Origin of the sequence: Helicobacter baculiformis (assembly GCF_900197685.1) — a bacterium.
GTDB lineage: Bacteria > Campylobacterota > Campylobacteria > Campylobacterales > Helicobacteraceae > Helicobacter > Helicobacter baculiformis.
In genome coordinates, this window is the sequence record NZ_FZMF01000007.1 from 1 (window position 1) to 26,693 (window position 26,693).

Sequence of the window (26,693 nt, forward strand, 5' to 3'; positions counted from 1 at the left end):
GCGCGGGGAGTGTGTCAAGCCTCTTGCATGCTCTCTAAGATCTCCGCATAGGGCACATGCCCCGCACAAAAGTAACCAAAGCTCAACGCCGCTTGGGCGATGAGCATGGCTTTTCCATCTAAGGTGCGCACGCCCAAGTCTTGCGCCATTTGCAAAAAGGGGGTTTTCACGCTGTAGATGAGATCGTAGGCGATGTGGGTTTGACGGAGTAGTTCATGAAGTAGTGCGCCCTCTAGGGGCAAACTCACCCCATCCATGCCTGCACTTGTGGCATTCACAACGAGATCGTATGGTTTGGGGGCAAACTCTGCACTGATAAAACATGTTAAACCTTGCGCCTTAAACGGGTTTAATCTCTGCACACTACGATTGACCACACTTACATGCACGCCATGCGCGCGTAAACTATGTGCGACCGCGCGCGCGCTCCCTCCTGCTCCTATCACTAGGGCATGGGTTATGGGCATCTCTAAAGCTTCAAGGGGGGCATAAAAGCCTTGTACATCTGTATTATAGCCCACCACACGCCCTCCCTCAAGCACCCAAGTGTTGAGCGCTTTAAGCTCTTTGGCAACGCCTTGTTGCGCATCGCTCAAGCTGTAGGCGATTTCTTTAAAAGGCGCGGTGATATTGGCCCCACTCAAACCCAATTTGACAAATTCTTCTTTCAGATGTGCGCCTTCTTGTAGCAAAATGGCGCGATACTCCCCCTGAAAACCTAGCACATGGGCAAAATCTGCAAAAGCCTTATTGTGTAGGGCGGGCGATTTAGAATGGATGATAGGGTTACCAAAGACCCCAAAGAGTTTTGTTTTCATGGTTCTTCGGGTAGTTCTTGGCTCAAGAAATCCAAGAAAACCCATCCTTTCTTAATGCGACCCCAACCATCTTTGATTTCATGCACATGCACTTTCTGTCGGTATGTAAGTTGTGCGGTTGTTTTAGAATGCGTGTTGGGCTGGGCATGCACATTGAGTACAGCAACTACAACATAGTAAATTTTATTGAGCGTTTTAGAGGGTTTTGGGGTGGTTTGTTCGGGCTGTACGACAGATTTTTTAGGCGCATGGGTTGGTTGTTGAGCAATTTTGGGGGCTATGGGTTTGGGGGGAGCAGGCGGAGTCTTTGCAGGAGAGGGTAGAGTGGGCTTTTCTTGAGTAGGGTAGGGGACTTTATTAGCTGGTGGCTCTTTGGGAATCTCTAGATGCTGTCGCTCAAGAGGCTTTGGTTTTTCCACCTCTAAGGGGGGTGTGTGAGCCACTAAGGGGATGATGCGGGCATGTTCTGTGGGGCGCATTTTAAAAAACACCCCCACATACACCCCCAATGCCACAAGCACCCACAAGCACGCCAAGCCATAGAGTTTGAGCACCCTAAAACCCATTAAAGCTCCTATCTCTTTTCAAAATCAATTCTAGGATCAACAAGACTATAAGTCAGATCGCTCACCAAATTCACCACCAAGCCCAATAGTGTAAAGATATACAAAGAGGCAAAGACCACCGGGTAATCCCGATTGACAATGCTCTCAAAGCCTAGCAAGCCTAGCCCATCTAGACTAAAGATGATCTCAATGAGCAAGCTCCCGCTAAAGAACACGCCCAAAAACGCGCTAGGGAAGCCTGCGATCACTAAGAGCATCGCGTTTCTAAAGACATGCCCATAGAAAATACGCCCCTCAGAACACCCCTTTGCGCGCGCGCACAGAATGTAGAGCTTGCCCATTTCATCTAAAAAGGAGTTTTTCACCAAGAGCGTCAAGGTGGCAAACCCCCCAATGCTCATGCACAACACCGGCAAAGCGATATGCCATAAATAATCTTTGATCTTGCCAAAGACGCTTAGGCTTGCAAAATCCTCGCTCACCAGCCCCTTTAAGGGGAAGATCTGCCAATAAGTCCCTGAAGCAAAGAGCACGATGAGGATAATGGCAAATAAGAAGGAGGGGATGGCGTTTGCCACAATCACGGCGACACTGCTGGCGACATCAAAATGCGAATTATTATGGCGGGCTTTGTAAATGCCTAGGGGGATGGAGATGAGGTAGATGAGCAAGGTACTAAAGAAGCCTAGCGAAATGGAGACGGGGAGTTTTTCTTTGATGAGATCGATCACGCCAATTTGGCGGTAAAAACTCTGCCCAAAGTCAAAGACCAAGTATTTTTTGAGCATCTCCACATAGCGCGTCCAAAGGGGTTTGTCAAAGCCATAGAGCTTAGTCAGCTCAGCATAGAGGGCAGTATCCATGCCCTGCCCCCCCTTGTAACGGCTTTCGCTCAATTGTCTATCCTTGAGCGAGGTGCTGTTGGTTTCTTGATTGTTGATCCCACTGAGCCTAGCCATCATCTGCTCCACAGGTCCGCCCGGAGCGCTTTGGATGATGAAAAAATTGATGGTGATGATGCCTAACAAGGTGGGGATGATGAGCCAAAGGCGTTTGAGGATGTAGCGCGCCATTTAACGCTCCTTTTGCAGAGTTTTATCCCACCACAGCGTGGGCGAAAAACCATAGGGGGGTGAGATTTTGGGCATGCCCACCTTATCCCAAAAGGCGATGCGAAAGCTCGAGCCATAGAATTGGGGCACGACATAAAACCCCCATAAGAGCACGCGATCGAGCGCGCGCACATAGGCGATTTGACTCTCCCGATTGGGCGCGCTAATCACCCCCTTGATGAGCTGATCGATCACCGGGTTAGAAATCCCAGAATAATTGCGACTCCCTGCTTGGTTGGCGCTCTTACTGCCCCAAAAATAGCGTTGTTCATTGCCCGGGAACAAAGATTCTCCAATCACCCCTGCAATCATGTCGTAGTCAAACTTTTTAACCCGGTTGGCGTATTGACTCAAATCCACCCTTTGCACACGCATTTCAATCCCCAAGATCTTGAGATCGCGCGCGTACGCTAGGGCGAGGCGTTCAAACCCCGGGCTATTGAGCAAAATGGTGAAGGTGAAGGGTTGTTTGGTTTTGGCGTTGATGAGGCGGTTATGAGAGACCACATAGCCCGCTTCTTTTAAGAGTTTTTGGGCGTATTTGAGATTTTCGCGCAGATTCTGCCCGAGTTTGGGCGCGCCATCTGTGCGGGGCACGATATAGGGACTGGTGAAAATTCTAGGGTTATAAGCCTCTAACTGAGTTTTGTAACGATCTAAAATTTGAAGTTCCATGCCCTGGGGCAGCCCACTGGAGGCAAAGACAGAGTTGCTAAAATAGCTAGGCGAGCGGGTGTATTGGGAGAAGAAGAGATTGCGATTAGCCCATTCAAAATCAAAGGCGTAAAAGAGCGCTTCGCGCACCCGCAAGTCTTTAAAAAGGGGTCTACGGGTGTTGATAAAAAAGCCCTGCATGCCTGCGGGCAGCTCGTGTTTCAAGAGTACCTTGTGGATCTTGCCCTGTTCAATGCCCTTACCCACATAACCCCGCGCCCACACCTTCGCCGTGCTTTCATAGCGCCAATCATAAGCCCCGCTTAAAAACGCCTGCAAGGCTACCGAGTCGTCTTTATAGTATTCATAGACGAGGCGATCAAAATTGTACTGCCCCTTGATGGGGGGCAGGTCGCGCGCCCAATAGTTCTTGTTGCGCACATAGGTGATGCGCTTGCCCACATCAAAGGATTCAACCATGTAAGGACCGCTAGACACCGGGACCAGCAAGGAGGTTTTCTCAAAGTCATGTTTTTCAAAGAAATGTTTGGGGATCACCTGTAATTGCCCCAAAATCAAGGGCAGTTCGGTGTTGGTGTTGGTTTTAAAGGTGAATTTGATGTGGTACTTGTCTAGGACAATGGCTTGCTTCACATCTTCATAATACTGCCTAAATACCGGGTTGCTCTTGGTGATGGTGTCAAAGCTGTATTGGACATCTTGGGCGGTGATAGACACGCCATCGCTAAATTTAGCCCGGGGATCAATGCCAAAGATCACATAGCTACGATCGGGAGCGACTTCAATGTCATTGGCGATCAGAGCGTATTCGCTAAAGGGTTCGTCCAAACTTTGGGTGAGCAAGGTGTCATAGACCAACTCCAAGCCACTCGCCTTATTGCCCTTGAGGGTGAAGGGATTGAGAGTGTCAAAAGTGCCAATGGCATGGCTTCTTAGCACCCCGCCCTTAGGGGCATCAGGGTTGGCATAATCAAAATGGGTGAAGTGCTGGGCGTATTTTACATGCCCCCCCAAAGAGATATAGGGCGCGCCCCATAGAGGCAAGCACACAAGCAAGATCCCTAAAATGCCGCGCGTGTTCATAGCAAGCCCATTAAGGTTTTGGCGTGTTGGTAGGTTTGCGCGGCGATGGGCTGGACCGCCTCTAAGCCCTCTTGCAAGATGGATGCAACATACCCTCTTTGTGCTTGCAAGCGCGTATACGCCTCTCTAATTGGCTTAAAAGTCTCTGCCACAACTTCTGTCAACGCCTTTTTAAAATCCCCATAGCCCTTCCCTTCAAACTGGGCTTCTACCTGTGCGCTCTCTTGTTGACTCAACAGGGCATAGATATTTAAAAGATTGTAAACCCCGGGGCGGGTGGGATCAAAGCACAGAGTGCCTATTGAATCTGTGGTCGCCTTTTTGATTTTCTTGGCAATCAAGTCCGGCTCATCCAAGAGAAAGAGCGCGTGCAAAGCCCCCGGGTGCGACTTGCTCATCTTGACTGAGGGGTCGTCTAAGCCCATCACCCGCGCGCCCACATCTCCAATCAAGGGCTTGGGCACTTTAAAGCACTCCCCAAAATCCCGATTGAATTTGAGCGCGATATGGCGCGTGAGTTCTAGATGTTGTTTTTGATCTGCCCCCACCGGTACGCAATCTGTTTGGTACAATAAAATATCTGCTGCCATGAGCACGGGATAGGTGAAAAGTCCGGCTAGGGGGCTTTTCTCTTTAGTGCTCTTGTCCTTAAATTGGGTCATGCGCGCCAAATCTCCCATAGACACGCCACAACTGAGCAACCAGCACAGCGCCCCGTGCTCATTGACCTGACTTTGCATGAAGAGTTTGGATCGCTTAGGGTCAATCCCGCATGCTAGCAATAGGGTTGCCATTTGCAAGCTTTGTTCTTGCAAGGCACTAGGGTTTTGGGGGGTGGTGAGCGCATGCGCATTCACCACGCAAAAAATGCCTTCATAGCGATCCTGCCAATCTACCCATTGCTTAATCGCCCCTAGATAATTGCCCAAATGCATCCCCCCTGTGGGTTGAATCCCTGAAAACACGCGCTCTTTCATGCCAGTCCTTTCTGCAAATGTCCTACCAAAAACACCACCTCATAACTCAAAGATTCATAGGGGGCTTGAAAGCGCAAGGCTTTAGCCCGTTTAAAATCCAGCCCCCCGCCCAACAAGCCCGCGTATTTGAGCTGGGCTAAAAAGGGCGCGCGCCCATCAAAACTCTGTTGAAAGCGCTCCACCCATAGACGCTTTTCAAAGCCTTCAAAACGCGCCTTTAGGATGTCTAAGACTTCTTCACAGCCCCTTAGAGGCGAGTTTGTGCCTAAAAAGGCGTGCACCTCCTGCAAGCTCGCGCGCGTGTGGATGGCTAGGGCGATGTGGGTACAAGCGCGCGCCAACTTGGCACAAAGCGCGTCTAAATCTCGCGCCCATTGCAATGCTGAGGCGCTCACAAGCAAACTACAGGGCAGAGTCTCCCAAGTTTCAAAATCTTGACAAATCAGGCGCACGCGATCCACCCTAGCGCATGCGCGCGGGTGTTCTTGCAACATCTCTAAGGCGCGATCCACCCCGATAAACTCGCCCACATGGATCTCAAAAAAGGGGAGGGCGTTGAGCACACTCCCCTGCCCACAACCCAAATCCACCATGCGCGCACAGCACTGGGGCGCGCACTCCTGCAAGAGGCGCGCGGCGATGCGTTGTTGCACCCCTGCATGGCGTGCATAGCTCTTTGCCCTTTTGCCAAAAGAATAAGGTTCGATCTCTCTTTGCACAGACGCATTTTAGTAAAAATTTGCTAAGATTGGCGTTTATGTTGATGGAGAATGTATGAGTAGCGTGTTGTTGGTGTTACAGATTGTCCTAGCTGTGGTGATTGTGATTGTGGTACTCTTGCAAAAGAGCTCAAGCATCGGGCTAGGGGCTTATAGTGGAAGCAATGAATCCCTCTTTGGGGCTAAGGGGCCGGCGAGCTTTTTAGCCAAGCTCACGATGGTTTTGGGCTTTTTATTTCTGAGCAACACCATCGCGTTGGGCTATCTTTACAATAAAGAATACAATATCAGCGTGTTGGACAGCACACCTAAAAACTCTCTAGTGCCCCTTGTGCCTCCTAGCGCACCCAGTGCACCCAGCACGCCTAGCACGCCCCCTAACCCGTTGAGCACCCCTCCGGCCAACCCTTTAAGCAACCCCTTACTCCAGAACGCGCCCACGCAAAACCCCCTCATCCCTAAAACCAACCCCTAAGGATCAGCATGTTAGATGGCATTTACAAACAAACCAGCGCGCAAATGCATAAGAGCTTGCAAGCGCTTTTAAAGGACTTCACCACCCTGCGTAGCGGCAAGGTGTCTATCAACTTAGTAGAAAATGTGCGCGTGGATTACTATGGCACACCCACCCCGCTCAACCAAGTTGGCTCCGTGATCGCCAGCGATGCGAGCACTTTGAGCATCACCCCTTGGGAGAAGAACCTTTTAAAAGACATTGAACGGGCGTTGCAAGAAGCCAATTTAGGCGTGAATCCCAATAATGATGGCGAGAGTGTGAAACTCTTCTTCCCCCCCATGACCTCTGAACAACGCAAGGAGATCGCCAAAGACGCTAAGGGCATGGGCGAAAAGGCGAAAGTGGCGGTACGCAATATCCGTCAAGATGCTAACAACCAGATCAAAAAGCTAGAAAAAGACAAAGAAATCAGCGAAGATCAGAGTAAAAAGGCGCTCGCTGAGGTGCAAAAGATCACCGACACAGCCATTAAAAAGATTGAAGACGCGCTCAAAGCCAAAGAAGAGGAGATTTTAAAACTCTAATGGATATTTTGCGCATATACCAAGATTGTGGCGCGCTCTTAGAGGGGCATTTTCTACTCAGCAGCGGGAATCACTCCAATTTTTACTTACAATCGGCTAAAGTCTTAGAAGAGCCTAAATTAGCCGCACAACTCGCCCAAGCCCTAGCCCAAGAGATCATGGGTGCGGGTGTGCGCGTTGATGGCGTGTGTTCTCCGGCTTTGGGGGGGATTTTAGCCGGTTATGAGCTCGCGCGCGCGCTCAACACGCGTTTTATTTTCACCGAGCGCGTGAATGGGGTGATGACCCTTAGGCGCGGGTTTGAAGTCAGCCCCCAAGAAAAAATCCTCATCTGTGAGGACATCATCACCACCGGAGGTTCAGCCCTAGAAGCGGCTCATTGTGTGCAGGCGTTGGGCGCTCAGGTGATCGCCTTTGCCAGCTTGGCAAATCGGGGTTTTTGTGCGCGCGCCAACGCCCCCGCCCCCACCAACACAGGGCATGCCTGCAAATTGCCCACGGATGTGCCCTTCTTTTCTTTAGCAGATTTTAATTTTGCCATGTACAAACCCACGCATTGCCCTTTATGCGCCACCAGCGCGCCAGTCAAGCCGGGTAGCCGTGGGAATGAAAAATAACGCCCTAGAAACTCTCTCTGCTTTGCATGTGCGCGCGCGCTTAAAAGCCCTGTTGGTGGATATTTTCATGCTCTATACCCCCTTGCTTTACTTTAGCGCCTATGTGATCTTGGGCTCAGCGCAGAGTTTTAGAACCCATCAGGGCGTGATCTTTGCCTGTGTGGGGGTTTATGGATTGATCAGCGCGCTCTTTGTGGCTGTAAGTGGGCAAACCCCCGGGTGGCGCTATGTGGGCTTAAAGCTTGTGGATTCTAAGAGTGGGGGCAGAGTGGGCTTTTGGCGGGCGTGGGGGCGTTTTGGGCTGTGGCTGGTGGTGGCTAGCACGCTTGTAGGGCTCTTCACACCCTTTTTCACGCGCCATAAACGCCTCTTGCACGATGTACTTTGTAGGACGGCGCTCACACAGGTTTAAGGCATGGTATCATCTTTGCTTGTTGCTTTGAAAAAAGCAAAGGATCGGTGTGGCAGTCAATCCTATGAGTTTGGAAGTCGCCAAAACACCCAGTAAAGGTAAGGCTTCTTCCACACACAAGACAGCACTAGCAGACAAGGACGCTTTTAAACACCTCTTGTCGAATCAAAAACATCATTTCAAGGCGCTTAGCGATCTTGAGACTCAAGATACCAAGCAACACGCTTTGCCGGTTAAATTGAGCAAAAAAGATATTGGTCAGTTAGATAAGAAAACCTCTTCTAAGACTAAAGATGTACCTATAGACCATAGCCCCTTAGCGCACTTATTGGATACCAAGATGGCCAAGCTACCTGAGCTAGATAAGCCAACTAAGGGCGCGTCCAAGGACCCTCTTAAAAAAGCGGAAGCCAAACAAGGCAAGCATGCCAAGAACGCTAAGCTTTCGGATATCAAAAAGCTAGAAACCGCTAAAAAGTTGGGCTTGAATTCTCTTAAGCACGAAAAAGGTACGCTTACAACCAATGTAGAACCTGAAGCAAAAACCCTCTCCACACAAAATTTGCTCACTATGCAAAACAAGCCCAACACCCCTATCAAAGATAAAAAAGTCTCTGCCGTGTCTGAGGACATGCCTAAGGCGAGCACTAAAACCCCCGCGTCCAAAGCCCCTTTAAGTCAACTTTTAGAACACCAAGGTGTGGCACAGCATAAGAAAAACCTAGCTAAACTAGGCGCACAAAAAATTTATGGACATACTCCTCCCAAAGATAACGAAACAAATGATCGCGAGATCAAGCAGGCGTTTAAAGAAGCCCTTGTGCAGTTCCCTCCCTCTATTTACGCCCCCCAATCCCCCTTGCATGGTCCTTCTGCAAACAAGATTAGTGATTTAACAGAGAAAGAAGAAAGACCCAGCGTTTCCCTTAAAGAAAGTCTTTCCCACGCGCCCGTCCAACACACCTTAGATAAGGAACTCCCTAAAGCTCCCTTAATTAAAGAGACCTTAAAGAATTTCGCCACCGAGCTTAAACAAGAGTTGCTAGATTTTAAACCCCCTATCAACAAGCTTTCCATGGAACTTCACCCCGATAAGTTGGGCAAGGTAGAGGTGGTGATTCAGCAAGTGGGCAAGAATATTCAAGTGAGCGTGAGTTCGAGCGCGCCCGTAGCTGCCTTACTTTCCTCCTACAACAATGAGTTGCGCCACAATTTGGCACAGATGGGCTTTAACGATGTCGATGTGAGTTTTATTGCGCATAACAACACTGGACATGGATCAAATAACCCCCAGCAACAACAAGGGCAGTTTCAAGACAATCATCCTAGTCAGAATCAACACAATCCCTCTACCCCCCCCAAAGAGACCCCCAACCCTCCTTTAGAACCACCTAAGAGTGCGGGACTCTACGCCTAAGATCAGCAGATTATGGGTATAATGGGGGCTCATATTACAACGGGAGAAGGGCATGCCCATTGATTTAGCAGAAGTGACCGGGGCAAAAGCAGCGATGGAGAAGAAGAAACACGAGCCCAAAATTGCCAATGGTTTAGACAAGGACGCGTTTATGAAGTTGTTTCTAGAGCAACTTAAAAACCAAGATCCCACTGCCCCGATGGAAACCGATAAAATCATTACGCAAACCGCACAGCTTACGCAAGTTGAAATGCAAGAAGAGAGCAAGAAGACTATGAAGGAGGTTGCTGATGCCATGCAATCTAGCAAGGATACTAACCAATCTCTGAAAGATTTTCAGGGTAAGCTCAAGGACACTTTAGAACATTTAGATAAAGGCATGGGCGAGACTCTCAAATCTAACGCGCTCATGACTCAAGCGTCTGGACTCAATAGTGTTACCATGATTGGTAAAATTGCTGAAACCGATGTAAAGGGGATCAATGTTGCCAAGAAGGGTAAAGTGAGCTTTGCACTTTATTTCGATCAGCCTATTAAAGCTTCTGAGGGCAATCCGGGGATACAAATTTTTGATCAGGAAAAGCAGTTGGTACGCACTTTACCCTTGAGTGGCAAGAATGGCAAACAAGGGTATGTTGAATTTGAATGGGATGGCTTGAATCAAGAAGGTAAGCCCGTTGCTCCGGGCACTTATGAGATCACAGCAGAATATAATCTTGATCCTAGCAACAACAAGTATCTACATACCCGTATTGGTAGGGGTGAGGTGCAAAGCGTGGTGTTCAACAAGGGCAAGCCCATGTTGCGCATGGGGGAGATGGTTTTACCTATGGATAGCGCGCTAGAATTTTACGATAAGCCCAGTTCTCGCCATGAACAAGAAGAACATGAAAGCCTAGCCCATTTGGTGCAAGCCAAAGCATCCAATCCCCCAACCACCCCCAAAGCATCTAACCCCGCTACCCATGCCCAATCTGATAAAAGTGCCAACATACACTCTGAGTCCAAAACACCCCTACATGACACCACCTCTTCTAGCCCCACCTCGCCACATCCCAAACACACACCCACGCTTTCCAAAACACCCAATCCTGCCAATGCCTCTAGTACACATCTAGATTCTAAGCACCATGATAGCGTTATGGCTCACGCGCCCGCCCCAACAAAACCTATTGCGCATAACAAGCCGAACTTAACCAGTAGCGCTACAGGCGCACCAAAGGCTCACACATGAACGACACCATCCTTAACGCTTATTCCGGCATTAAAACCCATCAATTTGGTATCGACAGCGTCTCTAACAATATTGCCAATATTAACACTGTGGGATATCGTAGAAACGACCCCGAGTTTAAATCGCTTTTTGCCTCCCATTTAGATTCTTTGAGTGGAAACACCGTAACTTCCAACGATCGTAACTATGGTGCCACAGCGGGAGGGAATGCTATTTCTAGCAAAGATGGCGAATATATGCCCAGCGATGCGGAGTTTAATATGGCTTATCAAGGGAGTGGGTGGTTTATTGTAGGTCCTGATAAAAATGGGAGCATGGAAATTAACAAAGATGGATACAAGCAAGCGCAAGAGAACTTCTATACGCGTGATGGAAACTTTTTGCGCGATGCAGATGGTTATATTGTTAATGCTCATGGCTACTATGTCTATGGCGTGGACTTGCATAAAATCAAAAATGGAGTGTTGACAGCAGGCAGTGAAGAGGAGGAGCGCAAAGCACTTCATAGTGGCAAACTCACCCCCCTTTATTTGCCCCGCGATGTGCAATACCAACCCGTGGTAACTACAAAGCTCAATTTGAGCCTCAATTTAAACCCTAAAAACCATGTGCGCCCCGCCGAAGAATACCTGTTAGATGAAAACGGGGAGGTGATTACGGATCGCTTTTTAAACCAAGATGCTAACGCACTTGCCAACGACGATAACGAACCTTTAGATTTAGCCATGCACCGCAATTTAAGGGTCATGGTTGTCAAGGGCGATATCGCACAGGACTTCACTTTTAAGTACGGCAATGGTGGCATTGAAAAGAATGAATTTAGAACTTTGGGAGACTTAAAGAAGTTACTTCAAACTAAGGCGCATTTGGATTTAGATGTGGTCAAAAGCCACCCTGATGATGTTATATCGCCCTTGTTATTGCAGATCAAAAACCCTAGTGATCCCACGGCCACGATCGCTATCGGGGGGCATATGGCTGAAAAACTCGGCTGGACAGCCAATGGGGCGATCCTAAAGAAGGGAGAGTCGCGCGATTCGACTTCTATTCGTATCCCCTTCTATAGCACCACTGCAGAGATTTACGACAAGGCCGGGCAAAAATATCTCTTGAAAAGCGACTTTTTTATGACAGAGATCAAAGACCCCATGAACCCCAACTCTCAAGACAAATGGGATGTAGAAAGCTCTATTATTGAAGTGCGCGACAAAACTCCCATTAATAAACCTGTGCGCCAAACCATCACCTTTGACAAGGCAGGCAAGATACATGCCGAACCTGTTACGCTAGATTTTAAGGGCGCGCCCTTGACTTATTCTCTAGATAAGAGCGATGACTTCAAATCAAGCGATGTGCCTTATGAAGATTCTAAAATCTTTCAAATTTCTCAGGATGGTAAACCTAAAGGTTTGTTAGAGAATATGCGCATCGATGAAAATGGCGTGATCCACCTCATTTTTAGCAATGGAGCGCTGGAGACGATGGGGAGGGTGGGGATTGCTACTTTTATCAATGATCAGGGGCTTAAAAAAGTGGGGAGCAATCTTTTTGACATCCAAAATGCTACGGTGAATGGGAGGGCAGCCCCTTTGAGCGGGAATCCCATTATCGGCTGGGACCGGGACGATGGCAAACTCAAATTTGGCAAGGTGATGCACAAATACTTAGAAACAAGCAATGTCAACGCAGGGAATTCTTTAACAAATTTGATTTTAATGCAAAGAGGCTATTCTATGAACGCCAAAGCCTTCACAACCGGTGATGACCTGATCAAAGAAGCGATCAATTTGAAGAAGTAGGGCATGTCTTTTTGTAATTATGATGAAAAGGGTTTCAAGCAGTTGGTGCAGTTTTTAGAGGAGGGGGAGTACCAAATCCCGCGCTTTCAGCGCGATTTTGTGTGGAAAAAGGAGCAGGTGGCGAAGTTTTTTGACAGCCTTGTGAGAGAATTTCCCACCGGGAGCTTTGTGGTGTGGAAAACCAAGGAACGCCTACAGGCTAACCGCCAAATAGGCGCGGTAAACATCAAAGAGCCCAAAGCGCAAGATTATGTCTATTATGTTCTAGATGGACAACAGCGCATGACAGCCCTTTTTGTGGTGCATCAAGGCTTGCAAATAGAAAGGAGGCGCAAGAAGGATCATTACCAAGAAAAGAACACCCACAAAGATCACTCCCAAAGCAAGCGTCCCACAAGAGACAATTATCAAGATATCATGTTGCGGCTTAATGCAGATGAGGAAAAGGACTATTGCTTTGTGGGTGATCCTAATCACCAGACTGAAGAGGTGGCTGTGAGTGTGTACGATCTCATCACCCAAAGCATTTTGGGTATCCAAAAAAAATACCACCTGAGTATCGAAATGGCTGAACAATTTGAGGAGTTTAAAAGGCGGATTGAAAATTACCGCTTCCCTATCATTGAGATCACCAATGCCCCGCTTGAAAAGATCGTAGAAATCTTTGAGCGCATCAACGCAGGCGGGATCAAATTAACCTCTTTTGAAGTGATGTGTGCTAAGTTTTACATCCCCCCCGCCACAGACTCCAGCCAAACCATCATCACCAACCCCGGCTTTGATCTAGAAGCCCGCTTTGAGAATCTCACAAATACATTAGGGCGTTTGGATTACGCCTTTGATCACCCTATGGTGGTGTTGCAACTCGTCTCGTACCTATTGTGCCAAGATGTTTCTAGTCATCTCACTGAAAAAATCAGTGTCCCCACGATTTTAAAGCTCGAGCCTATAAAGGTACAAAAAACTTGGGATTTTGTAGCTCCCTGTTTTGCTGACGCTGCCCATTTGCTCAAACACGATCTCAAAATCCCCTCTTTTGACTTCTTGCCCTCTGCGGGTTCTTTAATGCTCATAGCCTATTTTTTTGCCCTAAGTGAGCATAAAAGCCCTAATGCTAATCAGATCGCCAGTTTAAGACAACTCTTCTTTAGAAGCGCGTTTTTTAGTAGCACTATAAGCGGGGATACCCTACTCAAACAACTAAACCTAGTCAAGCGCATTTATGAGGAAAAACCCATTGATTTTAAAAAAGAACTCCCCTTTTACGCCATCACCCAAGAGTTTTTAACCGAAGAAAAACTCAATATGAAAAGTGGCTTGCACCGGGGGGTTTTATGCGTGCTCGCCACCCTAGAGCCTAGAAACTTTGACAACAATAGTAAAGTGGTTTTAGACAATCTATTTTTACTGCCAAAACACAAAAGAAATTTACACCACTTCTTCCCCAAGAACCACTTAAAACATGTGAGTAGCCATGCAAATGCCGATGTGATCGCCAATATGACCTTGATTGACGCGCGTTTGAATCAGAAAATCAAAGACACACCCCCTAAGCGATATATTCAAGACTACCAACAAAGCAACCCCCACTTGGAGTCGACTCTAGCGACCCACTTGGTCGACTTGAGCAATGCGCGCGTGCTAGAGGACTATAACGCGTTCTTGTCCATGCGCGCTCAAGCCATTTTAGAGCAGGTGCGCGCGCTGACTTGAATTTGCCAAAAAGGATATCTATGTGGTGTTTAGGGATTGAGCATAAGGAAAATGGTAGTATAGATGCGCTTGAGAGCGTACTATGTCGCTATGGGTTTTCTAAATTAATTGGTGGGGTGTATATTTTACATCCACTTTATACTAATCCATTAGCTCAAATTTGCGCCTGCTTGCATGAAATCAAAACCATCTCTGATAACTCCAAGCTTGAGGTTAAGAGTTTTAAGATTAGCGAGTTAAATGATTTGGCAGATTGCTTAGTAGCAACCAAAAACACCGCTACAAGACCCAAGACTGCCTATATTCCCCCAAGAAGTACTTACGATCACATTGGAGAAAAAAGCATCGCACTTTCTGAGACTATTTTTAAGGATTACGATCCTAAAGACTTAGAAAATGCCTATTTTCTTTACACGGATGCAGGAATTAAAGAGGAAGAAGTGATGTGCGGGTTTTGCCTCTATCTTTTTAAAGAGGGGCGTTTTGAAGAGATTAACCGCTATAAATGCCCCCTAAATTCGATCCTTAATGAAAGCTTTAAAGCTGAAAAACAAGCTATTGTAACTAGCATGAAACACCTGCAAGCTATGCTTAAAACCAACAAATTAGATTCCAGTTATAAGCTTTTTGTCATAGGAGATAATCAAGCTGTGATCAACAATTACCGCCTTAAAACTGAGGGCTTTATTTCTGAGAGTGACTTTACAAGCATCGAATACAAATGGTGCAGGCGTAATGAAGACGCGTGCAATAAAGTGGTGGATGCGATCGTCAATTTGCGTGGTTAAGCGCGTAGCACGCGGGTTTAAAACCAAGCAAACAGGCTTGGTGATAATGCTGGCTTTGCTTTTGCAAGTCGCGTTCAACCCCTCTAGCATTTCTATAAGCCTCCCCGATCTCATAATAACTCTGCGCGTTCCCCATCTGTGCGCCCTTTTGGTAATACTCTAGCGACAATGCGGCGTTTTTATGGAGCAACCACCCATAGTAATAGAGCCCGTTTTTATAGATAGAGCCCAATTTGACATACGCATTCGCATCCCCATTTTTGCCCTCTTCTTGATAAAAGGCGATGGCTTGTTGGTAGCGCGCGGTGATCTTAGCCCTGTCCTCAATAACCCCCTTAAGCTTGCCGCGCAAAATCAAAGTGGCTAGGTAGAAAGCCCCATCCCCACTTTTCAAATCTGCAGCCCTTTGGTAATACTCAAGGGCTTTTGTAGCATCTTTGGACACCCCCTCTCCTTCTTCATACATTTGCGCTAGGCGCACAAACGCGCGCCCATCGCCCTTTTTGCCCGCTTCCAGGTAGCTCTTAATCGCCTCTTGGTAGTAGGCGTGCGCTTGTTGGTAATCCAAAGGCACACCCTGCCCTTTAAAATACAACGCCCCCAGCTTTTGCCATGCGCGCCCATCGCCCTTTTTGCCCGCCTTTTGGAAATATTCTAGGGCTGTGGGGTAGCTCTGTGCCACGCCCTGCCCTTGCAAATACATCATCCCCAATCTGAAATCTCTAGCCTGCCCCATTTTGGCCGCTTTTTGGTAATACTCCAACGCTTTAGGATAATTTTGCTCCACGCCTTGACTCTCATTGTAATACAGATCTCCCAAAGCGTTAAACCCCCGCGCATCGCCCATCTCTCCGGCTTTTTCAAAGGCTTTTATCGCCTTGTTAAAATCCAAAGCCACGCCCTGCCCTTTGGTGTAACTCTCTCCTAAGCGCATATAGGTTTTAGCCTCTGTAGGTACAACTTCGGGCGTACTCTTTACCCCTATAGCCTTGGGTTGCTGTGCTTGCGTAGGCTGTGCTCCTGTATTAGATTGGAGATTCTTGTGCTGAGCGTGCTGAATATCCATAGCTCTCTGAGAATAGACACTAGCTTTCCGAGAATCTTTGGGCACACCCACACCAATCAGGTACATATTAGCCAAACTTCGATAAGCATCTACGCTTCCTAATTGTGCGGCTTTTTGATAATTCTCTAGAGCTTTTGCATAATCTTTATGTCTGTAGGCTTCTTTAGCAATAGAGAGATACACATCTACCTCACTATTGGCATATAGAACACAAACGCCTAATAAAGCGCCCAGAACTGCCTTACACGCCGACACTTTTGCCATTTCACTCTCCATGCATTGCAAAACCTGAAGCATTGTAGCATAAAACCATGTGGTATAATCTCTGTTCATTTTTTAAAATATAAGGAAGCCTGATGAAACATTTATTGCGGTGCTGGATGGCATTATGCGCCTTAAGTTTGGGATTAGGAGCGCAAGAATACACCATTGATAAGGCTCACAGTCATGTGGGTTTTAAGGTTAAGCATCTGCAAATTAGCCATGTGCGGGGGAATTTCAAAGATTATAGCGCACTCATTGATTTCGATCCAGCTAGCCACACTTTCAAAAAGCTAGAGGCTACTATCAAGGCGATGTCAATTGATACGGGCAATACAAAAAGAGATATGCATTTGCGATCGGATGAATTTTTCAAGGTAGAAAAGTTCCCTAATCTGCATTTTATGATGGAAAAATACCAAAAGATAGATGCCACACATGGGCGCATGTATGGCACTTTGAGTATTGCTGGGGTGGCGCATAAAGTGATGTTGAAAACCGAGATTGGCGGAGTGGCGCAACAAAAGGGACAAAACAAGCTGGGTTTCTCGTTAAGTAGCACCATCAAACGCCTAGATTTTAACCTAGCCCCTGAAAAATCTACCCACACAATAGGCGATGTGATCGCGCTTAATGTCGAAGTAGAAGCCACTCAAAAGTAGATTGTCTTTTGCAACTCAACGCCGAACAACAAGAAGCAGTACGAGCTCCACTTGGGCATAACTTGGTGATTGCCTCAGCAGGCACAGGTAAAACCTCTACAATTGTGGGTAGAATTTTACGCCTCTTGGAACAGGGGATACACCCTCAAGAGATTTTGCTTTTAACTTTTACTAACAAAGCCAGCTTGGAGATGAAGGAGCGTTTGGCTAGCCACACTCCCCATGCCCAACATATTCAAGCGGGCACTTTCCACGCCGTCGCTTACCGCCATCTTAAAGAGCTTTACCCTCATTTGGGATTAAAACAGCCCAAAGAATTATGCGTCTTACTCAAAAGCGTCTTAGAAACTTGCCCGCTTAGCTCTGAAAATAATTTTTATGGCGCTAGCCATCTCTATAGCCTGCATTCGCTTTATGTGAATGCCCAAAGTCCAGAGGACTTTAGTACATGGCTGTGCGCGCGTGTTCCCGAACAAGAAAACTATGCTTTAGCCTATGAGCAAGTTTTAGAGCAATTTAGCATACTCAAACAAGAGCATCATTATCTTGATTACAACGATCTACTCTTACTTTATCGCCAAGATATCGCTCCTAATACTCTCTTTGCAGAGGTGCTTTGTGATGAGTACCAAGACACCAATCCCTTACAAGATTCTATCTTGGACGCGCTCAAACCCAAAAGTCTCTTTTGTGTGGGGGATTACGATCAAAGTATTTACGCTTTCAACGGAGCAGACATTTCTATTATTAGTAATTTTGCGCGTAAATATTCCCATGCGCGTGTCTTCACGCTTAAGAAAAATTACCGCTCTTCGCAGGCAATTTTAGCCTTGGCTAGCCGCGTTATCGCGCACAATCCACGCATTTACCCCAAAAACCTCGAAGTGCTTAAAACCATTAATCCTTCTCTGCCAACCCTTTTAGAATATGACGAATTGTTAGCCCAATACAAAGGAATCGCGCACCATATTGCGCGCAAGAAAGGGGGTTATGAAGAGGTGGCGGTGCTTTTTAGAAACAACGCAAGCGCAGATGGTTGTGAAGCGTCTTTGCGTCAATTAGGAATCCCTTCTAGGCGCAAAGGAGGCTTGAGTTTCTTTGAGAGCAAAGAGGTCAAGCTTGTTTTAGATGTGTGTGCGTTTTTGAGTCATCCTAAAGATATGGTCGCCAGCATAGAGATTTTACATTACGCCCCGGGTGTGGGTGCCTCATTAGGAAAAGAGTTTTACCATGCTTTGCAAATCTTGGGCGATGGGGATAGCTTAAAGGGTTTGATTGACCCCAACAATCAAAAACCCTTTAAAAATCTTCAGGCAGGCTTGTTTGATGCGCAATTTAGCACAGAAAATAGCGCGCGCTTCGATGTGCCTCCTGCTTTCAAAACACATCCTCTTTTAAGCCATCCTAAAATCACCCCCTCTATGGCACGCTTTTTAGGCGCGTTCTTTGCACTTTGTACTTGCGCGCGAGCGCTCAAACCTAGCCATAGCATTGCCCAAATTGTTAAATCCGCATGGTGGGGAAGTATTTTAGAGAAATTAAGTGCGGAGCGTGCTAAAAACAAAGATGGTAGCCTCGATCCAAAGCGTGTTCAAGATGCCCAACATAAAATTAAAGTCAAAATAGATTTGCTTGCCAGTCTAGCTAAACCCTACGCCACCCTAAAGGATTTTATGAACGCAATGGCATTAGGCTCTAAGGAAGCTTCTAGTGGGGAAGGAGTACATTTGCTCAGTGTGCATGCAAGCAAGGGTCTAGAGTTTGAAGAGGTGTATGTGATTGACTTGATGGAAGGGCGTTTTCCTAATACCAAATTGGCTAAACAAAGCGGAAGCCTGGAAGAAGAACGGCGTTTATTTTATGTTGCCACCACAAGGGCTAAAAATCATCTATACCTTTCTTATGCCAAACAAGATAAGCAGAGACAAATTGATTATGAGCCTTCATGTTTTTTAAGGGAAGCTGGACTCATCGCGCCTAAATCATAGTGCTTTTACTCGTGCTAAATAAGCATATACCTCATCATCTTTGTAAAGGCTTAACATCAGTTAGATTAATTTTTATACAATGGGAGGGTGATTTTAAATGAAGGATGGAACTATGGGCGATTTACTCAGTCGTAGGGTTGCTGCCACGCCTAGAGGTATTGGCATTGTGTGCGATTGGTTTGTGCAGGAGGCACATAATGCAACAATCACAAGCAGTGATGGGCGCACTTTTATTGACTTTGCAGCTGGTATTGCGGTGCTTAATGTGGGACATAGACACCCGCGCGTGATAAAAGCGGTTAAAGCACAACTGGACAAATTTACACACACTGCTTACCAGGTAACCCCCTATGAAAGCTATGTGGAATTAGCCGAGCAGATCAATGATCTAGCCCCCATCGATGGTGTTAAAAAAACTTGCTTTTTCACCACAGGAGGTGAAGCCACTGAAAACGCAATTAAGATTGCCAAAGCTCACACTAAGCGCTATGGCGTGATCGCCTTTGGGGGAAGTTTTCATGGACGTACTTCTATGGCGGTGAGTATGACAGGCAAAGTTGCACCTTATAAGGCAGAAATTGGAATGGGAATGCCCGGGGTGTATCACGCCTACTACCCTAATGCTTTACATGGCATTAGTACCCAAGACGCGCTTAAAAGTTTGGAGTTAATTTGTAAGGCTTCCATTGCACCCTCAGATGTGGCTGCTGTCATTTTTGAACCTGTACAAGGCGAGGGTGGGTTTAATCCCGCACCGCTGGACTTTGTAGCCACTTTGCGAGAGTTTTGTAACACGCATGGCATTGTTTTGATTGCTGATGAAGTGCAAACCGGTTTTGCACGCACGGGTAAGACTTTCGCGATGGAACATTTTAATGTGAACGCGGACATTATTTGTATGGCCAAGAGTTTGGGCGGGGGGTTGCCCATCTCTGGGATTGTGGGTAAAGCGACAGTGATGGATTCGCTGAGTGCTGGAGGTATGGGGGGCACTTATGCGGGTAATCCTTTAGCTACGACTGCAGCTTTAGAAGTGCTTAAGATTATTCAAGAGGAAAAGCTCAATGAGCGCGCGCTAAAGCTAGGACAAGAGTTAATGGATGCCCTCAAGCGACTCAAACAAGAAAGCAACATCACCCAAATAGCTGAGGTTAGGGGGCTAGGCTCTATGGTCGCTGTGGAGTTTTTTGAAGCAGGTAAGCCTAGCACGGCTTTAGCCAAAGCGGTGCAAAAAGAGGCAATGGATCAAGGACTTTTACTTTTGACCTGTGGCTCTTATGGCAATGTAATCCGCTTCCTCTACCCTTTAACCATTCCTCAAGATCAATTTGATCGCGCCCTTGATATCCTTTGTCAATCCATCAAAAAGGTAGCTGTATGAATTTCAAACTCTTAGATCACCCCTTTGTGAGCCCCACTAAAAAAGAAGGCTTTATTGCGGTTAGTAACCCAGCAACTCTTGAAGAGATTGCTTATGTCAAAAGTGTAGGGCAGGAGGAATTAGAACAAATCATTGCGAAATCTTACCAAGCTCAAAAGCAATGGGCATGCAAGTTAGCCCTAGAACGATCTGATATTTTGCTCAAGTGGCGAGAATTATTGTTAGAAAATCTCGAAGACTTAGCGCGTATTCTGACTCAAGAGATGGGTAAACCCCTCAAAGAAGCCCGTTCGGAAATTACCTACGGAGCCAGTTATCTAAGATGGTTTGCTGAAGAAGGACGGCGCATTGATGGAGATATTTTACCTAGTGTGGTTCCTAATCAAAAAATCTTTGTGCTCAAACAACCTGTTGGGGTTTGCGCGGCGATCACGCCTTGGAATTTCCCCTCCGGTATGATTGCGCGCAAAGTCGCACCCGCTCTAGCCTGTGGATGCTCAATGGTGATTAAACCGGCTACACAAACCCCACTAAGCGCCTATGCCTTAATGCTTTTAGCCCAAAAAGCAGGAGTACCTGAGGGTGTGTTGAGCGTAGTGAGTGGGGAGACGCGCATGATTGCTAAGGTTATTTGCGAGAGTGATCTGGTGCGTAAACTTACCTTTACCGGCTCAACACAGGTGGGTAAAATCTTAATGCAACAGAGCGCTAGCACTCTAAAAAAACTTTCTTTAGAGCTAGGAGGTAATGCACCTTTTATTGTTTTTGAAGACGCTAATTTAGAACAAGCGGCTACGGGTATTTTAGCCTCTAAATTTAGGAATAGTGGGCAAACTTGTGTGTGTGCTAACCGTATTTATGTGCAAAAAAGCGTGTATGAACCACTGAGCGCAATTCTGAAGAGTAAGGTAGAGAGCTTAAAACTAGGTAATGGTTTAGAAGAAAACACGACACAAGGGCCTTTGATTGATTTAAAGGCGGTGGAAAAGGTGCAAGAACACATCAGCGACGCGGTAGACAAGGGCGCACAAATTCTTAGCGGGGGTAAACCTAGCGTGCTGGGAGCAAGCTTTTTTGAGCCTACAATCTTAACAGGAGTTGATCAAAGCATGTTGGTAGCTAAGGAAGAGACCTTTGGACCCCTAGCTCCCCTATTTAGCTTTGAAAGCGAAGAGGAAGTGATTGCAAAGGCTAATGATACACAATATGGACTTGCTTCTTATTTTTATACCCAAAATCTTGCGCGCGTATTTAGAGTGAGCGAAGCCTTAGAGTACGGCATGGTGGGAGTAAATGCGGGACATATTTCTACAGAAACCGCACCCTTTGGAGGAATCAAGCAAAGCGGTTTAGGTAGAGAGGGCTCAAAATATGGCATCGAAGATTATTTGGAAATCAAATATATGAGCGTTCGACTAGATTAGTGAGCGAAGGGGAGCGCACACATGAGTGTTTTGGAGTGAAAACTTTTAGATTCTCAAACATCGTGGGAAAGTGTTGGTGTCGTTGCCCGTATATTCGGATAACTGCTCTAGGGGGCTTGGGTGTGCTATATCTTTAAGTGTGAACCACCTCCCTAAAAAGAGGAGCTTCTCAATTAACAGAAACTAGCGCTTCTGAACGCAAAGAGTTTTGCTATCTGAAAAACTAGTTTCTAACCCAAAAGACTTACAGACCCACTGGTGGGTGAAGATTAGTTGCTAACCTGTCATCGTGCTTAATTTTAGTGGCTAGAATGAGCGCATCCAAACCTTACCACTGATAAAAGTTGGTATACTCCTTATAAATGAGAACTAAAAGACCAAAATAGTATGGCATGATGGGACATATATTAGTTATTAGTCCTTTTTATTAATAATTATGTATAATTTTTAAATTCAAAACGATCTTAGGAGTCTACATGGGTAAAACTTTAGGCAATCTGCTGTGGGCAATTGTGGCGATCATGGGTGCGGTGTGCTTGGGGGTATTAGCCTTGCACAAGGGCGAGAGTATTAACACGCTTTGGTTAGTAGTTGCTGCGATCTGTATTTACTCTTTAGGCTACCGCTTTTATAGCCACTTTGTCGCTTACAAAGTCTTACAGCTAGATGACACACGCGCTACACCCGCTTGCGTACACAATGATGGGCGTGATTATGTTCCCACCAATAAGGCAATCACTTTTGGGCATCATTTTGCAGCTATTGCGGGTGCGGGTCCTTTGGTAGGACCGATTTTAGCCGCCCAAATGGGCTATCTACCTTCCGTGCTGTGGATTTTAATTGGTAGTGTTTTAGGGGGTTGCGTGCATGATTTTGTGGTGCTCTTTATTTCTATGCGACGCAATGGCAAATCTCTAGGAGAAATGGTAAAAGAAGAGATGGGCTCAGTGGTGGGCTGGTTTGCAATGTTGGGTATTTTGGGGATTATGATCATCATCATCGCAATCTTGGCAATGGTGGTTGTCAAGGCCTTGGCACATTCCCCTTGGGGGCTTTTCACTATCAGTATGACAATCCCTATTGCTATTTTTATGGGGCTTTACATGCGTTTCTTGCGTCCTGGTAAGGTGCTAGAAGCTTCTTTAATAGGCTTTGGATTGTTATTGTGCGCGATCTACTATGGTAAAGTTGTGGCTAGCGATCCCACTTTGGGTACGCTTTTCACGCTCAAAGCAACTACTCTTGCATGGATTGTAATCGGCTATGGATTTGTATCTTCCAACTTGCCCGTGTGGTTTTTGATGGCACCCCGCGATTATTTAAGCACTTTCATGAAAATTGGGGTGATCTTGGTCTTAGTGGTTGCAGTGATTGTGGTCGCCCCCCCTACAAATTCCTAAAGTAACCGCCTTTATTGATGGTACGGGTCCAGTGTTTGCCGGAAGCCTTTTCCCCTTTTTATTTATTACCATTGCATGCGGAACTATTAGCGGTTTTCATGCCCTAATCGCTTCTGGCACAACACCCAAGATCATTGAAAAAGAGAGCCATGCACGTGCGGTGGGTTATGGCGCGATGGTCATGGAATCAGTAGTAGCAATCATGGCTTTAATCATGGCTGCAATTTTACACCCCGGACTCTATTTTGCCATCAACGCGCCAGAAAGTGCAATCGGCGCAAACATCGCTGAAGCCGCTAAAGTGATCAGTTCTTGGGGTTTTTCTATCACCCCTCAAGAAATTCAAGAACTAACCCGCAATATCGGCGAACAAAGTATTTTAAGTCGCACAGGGGGTGCGCCCACCTTTGCTATTGGATTATCAATGCTGGTTTATCATATTGTAGGCAATCCTGCCGTGATGGCATTTTGGTACCACTTTGCCATCCTCTTTGAAGCTCTATTTATCCTTACAGCTGTGGATGCGGGCACACGCACCGCGCGTTTTATGATCCAAAATATCCTAGGCAATGTCTATAAGCCTTTGGGTAATACCCGCTCTCAAATGGCTGTTTTTGTGGCAACTTTTCTTTGCGTAAGTCTTTGGGGACATTTTCTTTATCAAGGAGCTATCGATCCCAAAGGGGGCATTTACACCCTTTGGCCCCTCTTTGGAGTGAGCAATCAGATGCTAGCGGGCATGGCGCTCTTACTAGGCACAACTATTCTTTTTAAAATGCAACGCTTTAAATACGCATTAGTTACAGCAATCCCTGCTACACTGATCTTAGGGATAACCTTTTATAGCGGGATTTTAAAAATCCTTCCTAAAGGGGATAATAGTGTGTTAAACCATGTGTCTCATGTCGCTACCGCGCAAATTTTGAGCGAAAAACTTGCTCGTGCTAGCGACCCTGAACAAATTAGTCTACTCAAACAATCCATCACTAACCATACTATCGATGCAATCTTGTGCGTCTTTTTTATGGTTGTTGCACTCATGGTGCTTGTAGCGAGTGTGCGCATTTGTTACCGCGCTTGGAGTGGGGTGATCAACCCTCCCTTAGCTGAGAGTGTGCCCGTGCGCATTTGATTTCAGCCTTTTATGTTACAATGGAGCAAAAATTACAAGGCGGTATATGGAGCTACATAATAGCGATGCGGATGTGCAAAAATTCTTGGATTTTTGTCGGGAAAACGAAGTAGAGTTCGTAGATTTTAGGTTTACGAATGTGAAGGGTACTTGGAATCACATCGGCTACTTTTTTGGGAGCGTGGATAAAGAACTATTACAACAGGGGATTCCCTTCGATGCCAGTTCGATCAAGGCATGGCAGAGCATCGATCATTCGGACATGATCTTAAAACCCGACTTAATCCGCTATTTCATCGACCCCTTTAGCGCAGATATCACGGTGGTTGTTTTCTGCGATGTGTGGGACATCTATAAAGATCAGGCTTATGAAAAATGCCCTAGAAGTGTTGCTAAAAAGGCGCTCGCGCATCTACGCGCTTGTGGGGTAGGTGATGTCGCTTACTTTGGGGCGGAAAATGAATTTTTTATTTTCGATTCGATCAAGATTAAGGATAGTGCAAATTGCCAGTATTACGAGATCGATAGCGAAGAAGGTGAATGGAATCGGGATCGTAGCTTTGAAGGAGGTGTGAACTTTGGACACCGCACGGGGCATAAGGGGGGCTACTTGCCCACGCCACCTACCGACACCATGATGGATTTACGCGCCGAAATTGTCAAGGTTCTCAATCAGGTTGGGCTAGAAACCTATGTCGTGCATCATGAAGTTGCACAAGGGCAGGGCGAAGTGGGGGTGCGTTTTGGACACTTAGTAGAAGCAGCCGATAATGTGCAAAAACTTAAATATGTTGTCAAAATGGTTGCCCATCTGAATGGCAAAACCGCGACCTTTATGCCCAAGCCCCTTTATGGAGATAATGGGAGTGGCATGCACACACATGTCAGTATTTGGAAAGAGGGCGCGAATCTTTTTAGTGGTGATGTGTATAAAAACCTGAGTCAGCAAGCGTTGCACTTTTTAGGAGGTGTCTTAAAACATGCGCGCAGTTTGGCTGCGTTCACGAACGCTTCTAGCAATTCTTATAAGCGTTTGATTCCGGGCTATGAAGCCCCTTCTATCCTGAGCTATTCGGCTCAGAATCGTAGTGCAAGCGTGCGTATCCCCTATGGAGTTAAAGGTAAGTCTTCGCGTTTTGAATTGCGCTTCCCGGATAGCTCTTCTAACCCCTATTTAGCGTTTGCAGCAATTTTGATGGCAGGTTTAGAGGGGATTGCCCAACAAATAGATCCGGGTCAACCTATGGATATCAACCTGTTTGAATTAACTCTTGATGAAATCCGCGATAAGGGAATCAAGCAATTACCCCACACACTTAGAAGTGCGTTAGAGGAAATGCTTTCTGATAAAGATTATCTTAAGCGGGGAGAGGTCTTCACAGAAGAATTTATCCAAGCTTATCAGAGTTTTAAATTCAAATCAGAAGTCTTTCCTTGGGAAAGTAAGCCTCATCCCTTTGAATTTGTCAATACCTACTCTTGCTAATGGCTAGGCGTAGAAGGGGTGCATCTTTTTGGGATAGTCGCAAAAAATTTAACTTGGTGATGCGCATGTTTAAGTTGGCAATGCGTTTTTTAAAAAAACGCTAATGGTAGTATTAACCATTTTAAGCTAGCATAAGAAAATTTTTTAAAAAAAGGATTTGTTAATGTATAAGAGGGTTGTTTTGTGTTCGCTTTTAGGGCTCGCCGGAATTGCACAGGCGACTATGAAAAGTACCGATCACGCAACAGGCAAGTATGTTTACGATTTGCATGAAAAAACACAGCCAAAGAATAACTATACTTTGGCTTTAGCGCCTTTTGCTATTGATTTTAGTAAAAATGTGCCCGAGTCCTTGCGTGATAAGTTCAGAAACTCTTTGCAGGCACAAATCACACATATGCTAGAAATGCGCGGTTATTCTGTACTTGCTTCCACTTTGGATAAGTTGAATTTAGAGCAAAAAGAAAAGATTTTTGCTGTGGTTGATGTAAGTGCCTTTGTGGATATTTTGGAAGATACGGATATGAAGCTTTCCAAAAAACATAAAGAGATTGAGGAAGATATTACGGATATTTCTGCTGGCTTTATGCGTCTTAAGCTTATTGAGCCTAAAAGCAAAAATGCCTTCCACATGTCGAGCATGGAACTACCTAGCTATAAAGTTAAAACCCATGTACTCGTAAGCCAGCAACGCACCAGTTCAGGCGGATTTATGCCTGTGAGTCGTACTACGGTAGTGCGAGATGAAAAATTTGAGAGCAACATCGATCAGATTCTCGCCAAGATTTATGTTAAAAGCGTACAAAAACTTGCTCAGGATTTGCTTGCCCAAACCTTTAAGCCTTATGAGCATTTGGTAGAAAACTTCAAGAAAAACAGCCCAGCCCAGAAATAGAAGATTGCAAGGGGTGTAGTTGGCGCG

At 46.2% G+C, this 26,693-nt stretch carries 21 protein-coding genes and 2 pseudogenes; 16 read left to right on the plus strand and 7 right to left on the minus strand.

Annotated elements, in window-relative coordinates; genetic code table 11:
• Positions 1–14: 14 nt before the first annotated feature.
• From C6G87_RS01485 to C6G87_RS01510, 6 genes are read right to left on the minus strand one after another with little or no spacing between them, the layout of a single operon-like run.
• A complete protein-coding gene (locus tag C6G87_RS01485) occupies positions 15–818 on the minus strand; it encodes a shikimate dehydrogenase (protein ID WP_104751784.1) in 804 nt (267 codons plus the stop codon).
• A complete protein-coding gene (locus tag C6G87_RS01490; RefSeq protein WP_104751785.1) occupies positions 815–1,384 on the minus strand; it encodes an SH3 domain-containing protein in 570 nt (189 codons plus the stop codon). Before C6G87_RS01490 ends, C6G87_RS01485 begins: the two co-directional genes overlap by 4 nt.
• An 8-nt stretch (positions 1,385–1,392) precedes the next feature.
• Positions 1,393–2,457, minus strand: a complete 1,065-nt coding sequence (locus C6G87_RS01495) for a microcin C ABC transporter permease YejB (RefSeq protein ID WP_104751786.1) — start codon at positions 2,455–2,457, stop codon at positions 1,393–1,395.
• On the minus strand, positions 2,458–4,254 hold the full coding sequence (locus C6G87_RS01500; protein WP_199767594.1) for an extracellular solute-binding protein: 1,797 nt from the start codon (positions 4,252–4,254) through the stop codon (positions 2,458–2,460). It lies immediately after the preceding gene.
• Entirely contained in the window at positions 4,251–5,231 is a 981-nt protein-coding gene (trpS, locus tag C6G87_RS01505; RefSeq protein ID WP_104751787.1) for a tryptophan--tRNA ligase, read from the minus strand. Before trpS ends, C6G87_RS01500 begins: the two co-directional genes overlap by 4 nt.
• Positions 5,228–5,950, minus strand: coding sequence for a methyltransferase domain-containing protein (locus tag C6G87_RS01510; RefSeq protein WP_233708953.1), 723 nt, complete (start codon positions 5,948–5,950; stop codon positions 5,228–5,230). Before C6G87_RS01510 ends, trpS begins: the two co-directional genes overlap by 4 nt.
• A 55-nt stretch (positions 5,951–6,005) precedes the next feature.
• On the opposite strand from C6G87_RS01510, the pseudogene secG reads away from it, so the two are divergent.
• The 9 genes and pseudogenes from secG to C6G87_RS08690 all read left to right on the plus strand — a co-directional run.
• Positions 6,006–6,422 (plus strand): annotated as a pseudogene (secG, locus tag C6G87_RS01515) (preprotein translocase subunit SecG); the annotation flags it as partial.
• Between the two features lie 11 nt (positions 6,423–6,433).
• On the plus strand, positions 6,434–6,991 hold the full coding sequence (frr, locus tag C6G87_RS01520) for a ribosome recycling factor (RefSeq protein WP_104751789.1): 558 nt from the start codon (positions 6,434–6,436) through the stop codon (positions 6,989–6,991).
• A complete protein-coding gene (pyrE, locus tag C6G87_RS01525; protein WP_104751790.1) occupies positions 6,991–7,608 on the plus strand; it encodes an orotate phosphoribosyltransferase in 618 nt (205 codons plus the stop codon). The genes frr and pyrE overlap by 1 nt, the downstream gene beginning before the upstream one ends.
• Positions 7,598–8,020 carry an RDD family protein gene (locus C6G87_RS01530; protein WP_104751791.1) on the plus strand — a complete coding sequence of 141 codons (423 nt, stop codon included), beginning with the start codon at positions 7,598–7,600 and terminating at the stop codon, positions 8,018–8,020. Before pyrE ends, C6G87_RS01530 begins: the two co-directional genes overlap by 11 nt.
• Positions 8,021–8,069: 49 nt before the next feature.
• Complete coding sequence (fliK, locus tag C6G87_RS01535) at positions 8,070–9,437, plus strand: flagellar hook-length control protein FliK (RefSeq protein WP_104751792.1); 1,368 nt, start codon at positions 8,070–8,072, stop codon at positions 9,435–9,437.
• 52 nt (positions 9,438–9,489) lie between these two features.
• Positions 9,490–10,671 carry a flagellar hook assembly protein FlgD gene (gene flgD / locus C6G87_RS01540; RefSeq protein ID WP_104751793.1) on the plus strand — a complete coding sequence of 394 codons (1,182 nt, stop codon included), beginning with the start codon at positions 9,490–9,492 and terminating at the stop codon, positions 10,669–10,671.
• Complete coding sequence (locus tag C6G87_RS01545) at positions 10,668–12,470, plus strand: flagellar hook-basal body complex protein (protein ID WP_104751794.1); 1,803 nt, start codon at positions 10,668–10,670, stop codon at positions 12,468–12,470. The genes flgD and C6G87_RS01545 overlap by 4 nt, the downstream gene beginning before the upstream one ends.
• A gap of 3 nt (positions 12,471–12,473) precedes the next feature.
• Complete coding sequence (locus C6G87_RS01550) at positions 12,474–14,183, plus strand: GmrSD restriction endonuclease domain-containing protein (RefSeq protein WP_104751795.1); 1,710 nt, start codon at positions 12,474–12,476, stop codon at positions 14,181–14,183.
• Positions 14,184–14,203: 20 nt separating this feature from the next.
• Positions 14,204–14,971, plus strand: a complete 768-nt coding sequence (locus C6G87_RS08690) for a hypothetical protein (RefSeq protein ID WP_233708954.1) — start codon at positions 14,204–14,206, stop codon at positions 14,969–14,971.
• On the opposite strand, the gene C6G87_RS01560 is transcribed toward C6G87_RS08690, so the two are convergent.
• Complete coding sequence (locus tag C6G87_RS01560; protein ID WP_158653067.1) at positions 14,955–16,301, minus strand: tetratricopeptide repeat protein; 1,347 nt, start codon at positions 16,299–16,301, stop codon at positions 14,955–14,957. The two genes, C6G87_RS08690 and C6G87_RS01560, sit on opposite strands and share 17 nt — an antisense overlap.
• Before the next feature lie 89 nt (positions 16,302–16,390).
• On the opposite strand from C6G87_RS01560, the gene C6G87_RS01565 reads away from it, so the two are divergent.
• The 7 genes and pseudogenes from C6G87_RS01565 (at position 16,391) to C6G87_RS01595 (ending at position 26,666) form a co-directional block, all read left to right on the plus strand.
• Positions 16,391–16,960, plus strand: coding sequence for a YceI family protein (locus C6G87_RS01565; RefSeq protein ID WP_382262820.1), 570 nt, complete (start codon positions 16,391–16,393; stop codon positions 16,958–16,960).
• 8 nt (positions 16,961–16,968) lie between these two features.
• Positions 16,969–18,948 carry an ATP-dependent helicase gene (locus C6G87_RS01570; RefSeq protein WP_104751798.1) on the plus strand — a complete coding sequence of 660 codons (1,980 nt, stop codon included), beginning with the start codon at positions 16,969–16,971 and terminating at the stop codon, positions 18,946–18,948.
• Between the two features lie 112 nt (positions 18,949–19,060).
• The gene (gene gabT / locus C6G87_RS01575) at positions 19,061–20,329 is read left to right on the plus strand and encodes a 4-aminobutyrate--2-oxoglutarate transaminase (RefSeq protein WP_199767595.1); all 1,269 of its coding nucleotides are present in this window, start codon (positions 19,061–19,063) and stop codon (positions 20,327–20,329) included.
• A complete protein-coding gene (locus C6G87_RS01580; protein ID WP_104751800.1) occupies positions 20,326–21,753 on the plus strand; it encodes an NAD-dependent succinate-semialdehyde dehydrogenase in 1,428 nt (475 codons plus the stop codon). The genes gabT and C6G87_RS01580 overlap by 4 nt, the downstream gene beginning before the upstream one ends.
• Positions 21,754–22,229: 476 nt before the next feature.
• Positions 22,230–24,285 (plus strand): annotated as a pseudogene (locus C6G87_RS01585) (carbon starvation CstA family protein).
• Between the two features lie 46 nt (positions 24,286–24,331).
• Positions 24,332–25,771 (plus strand): type I glutamate--ammonia ligase, encoded by a 1,440-nt coding sequence (gene glnA / locus C6G87_RS01590; RefSeq protein ID WP_104751801.1) that lies wholly within the window; start codon positions 24,332–24,334, stop codon positions 25,769–25,771.
• Between the two features lie 163 nt (positions 25,772–25,934).
• Positions 25,935–26,666 carry an HpaA family protein gene (locus tag C6G87_RS01595; protein ID WP_104751802.1) on the plus strand — a complete coding sequence of 244 codons (732 nt, stop codon included), beginning with the start codon at positions 25,935–25,937 and terminating at the stop codon, positions 26,664–26,666.
• Positions 26,667–26,693: the final 27 nt, after the last annotated feature.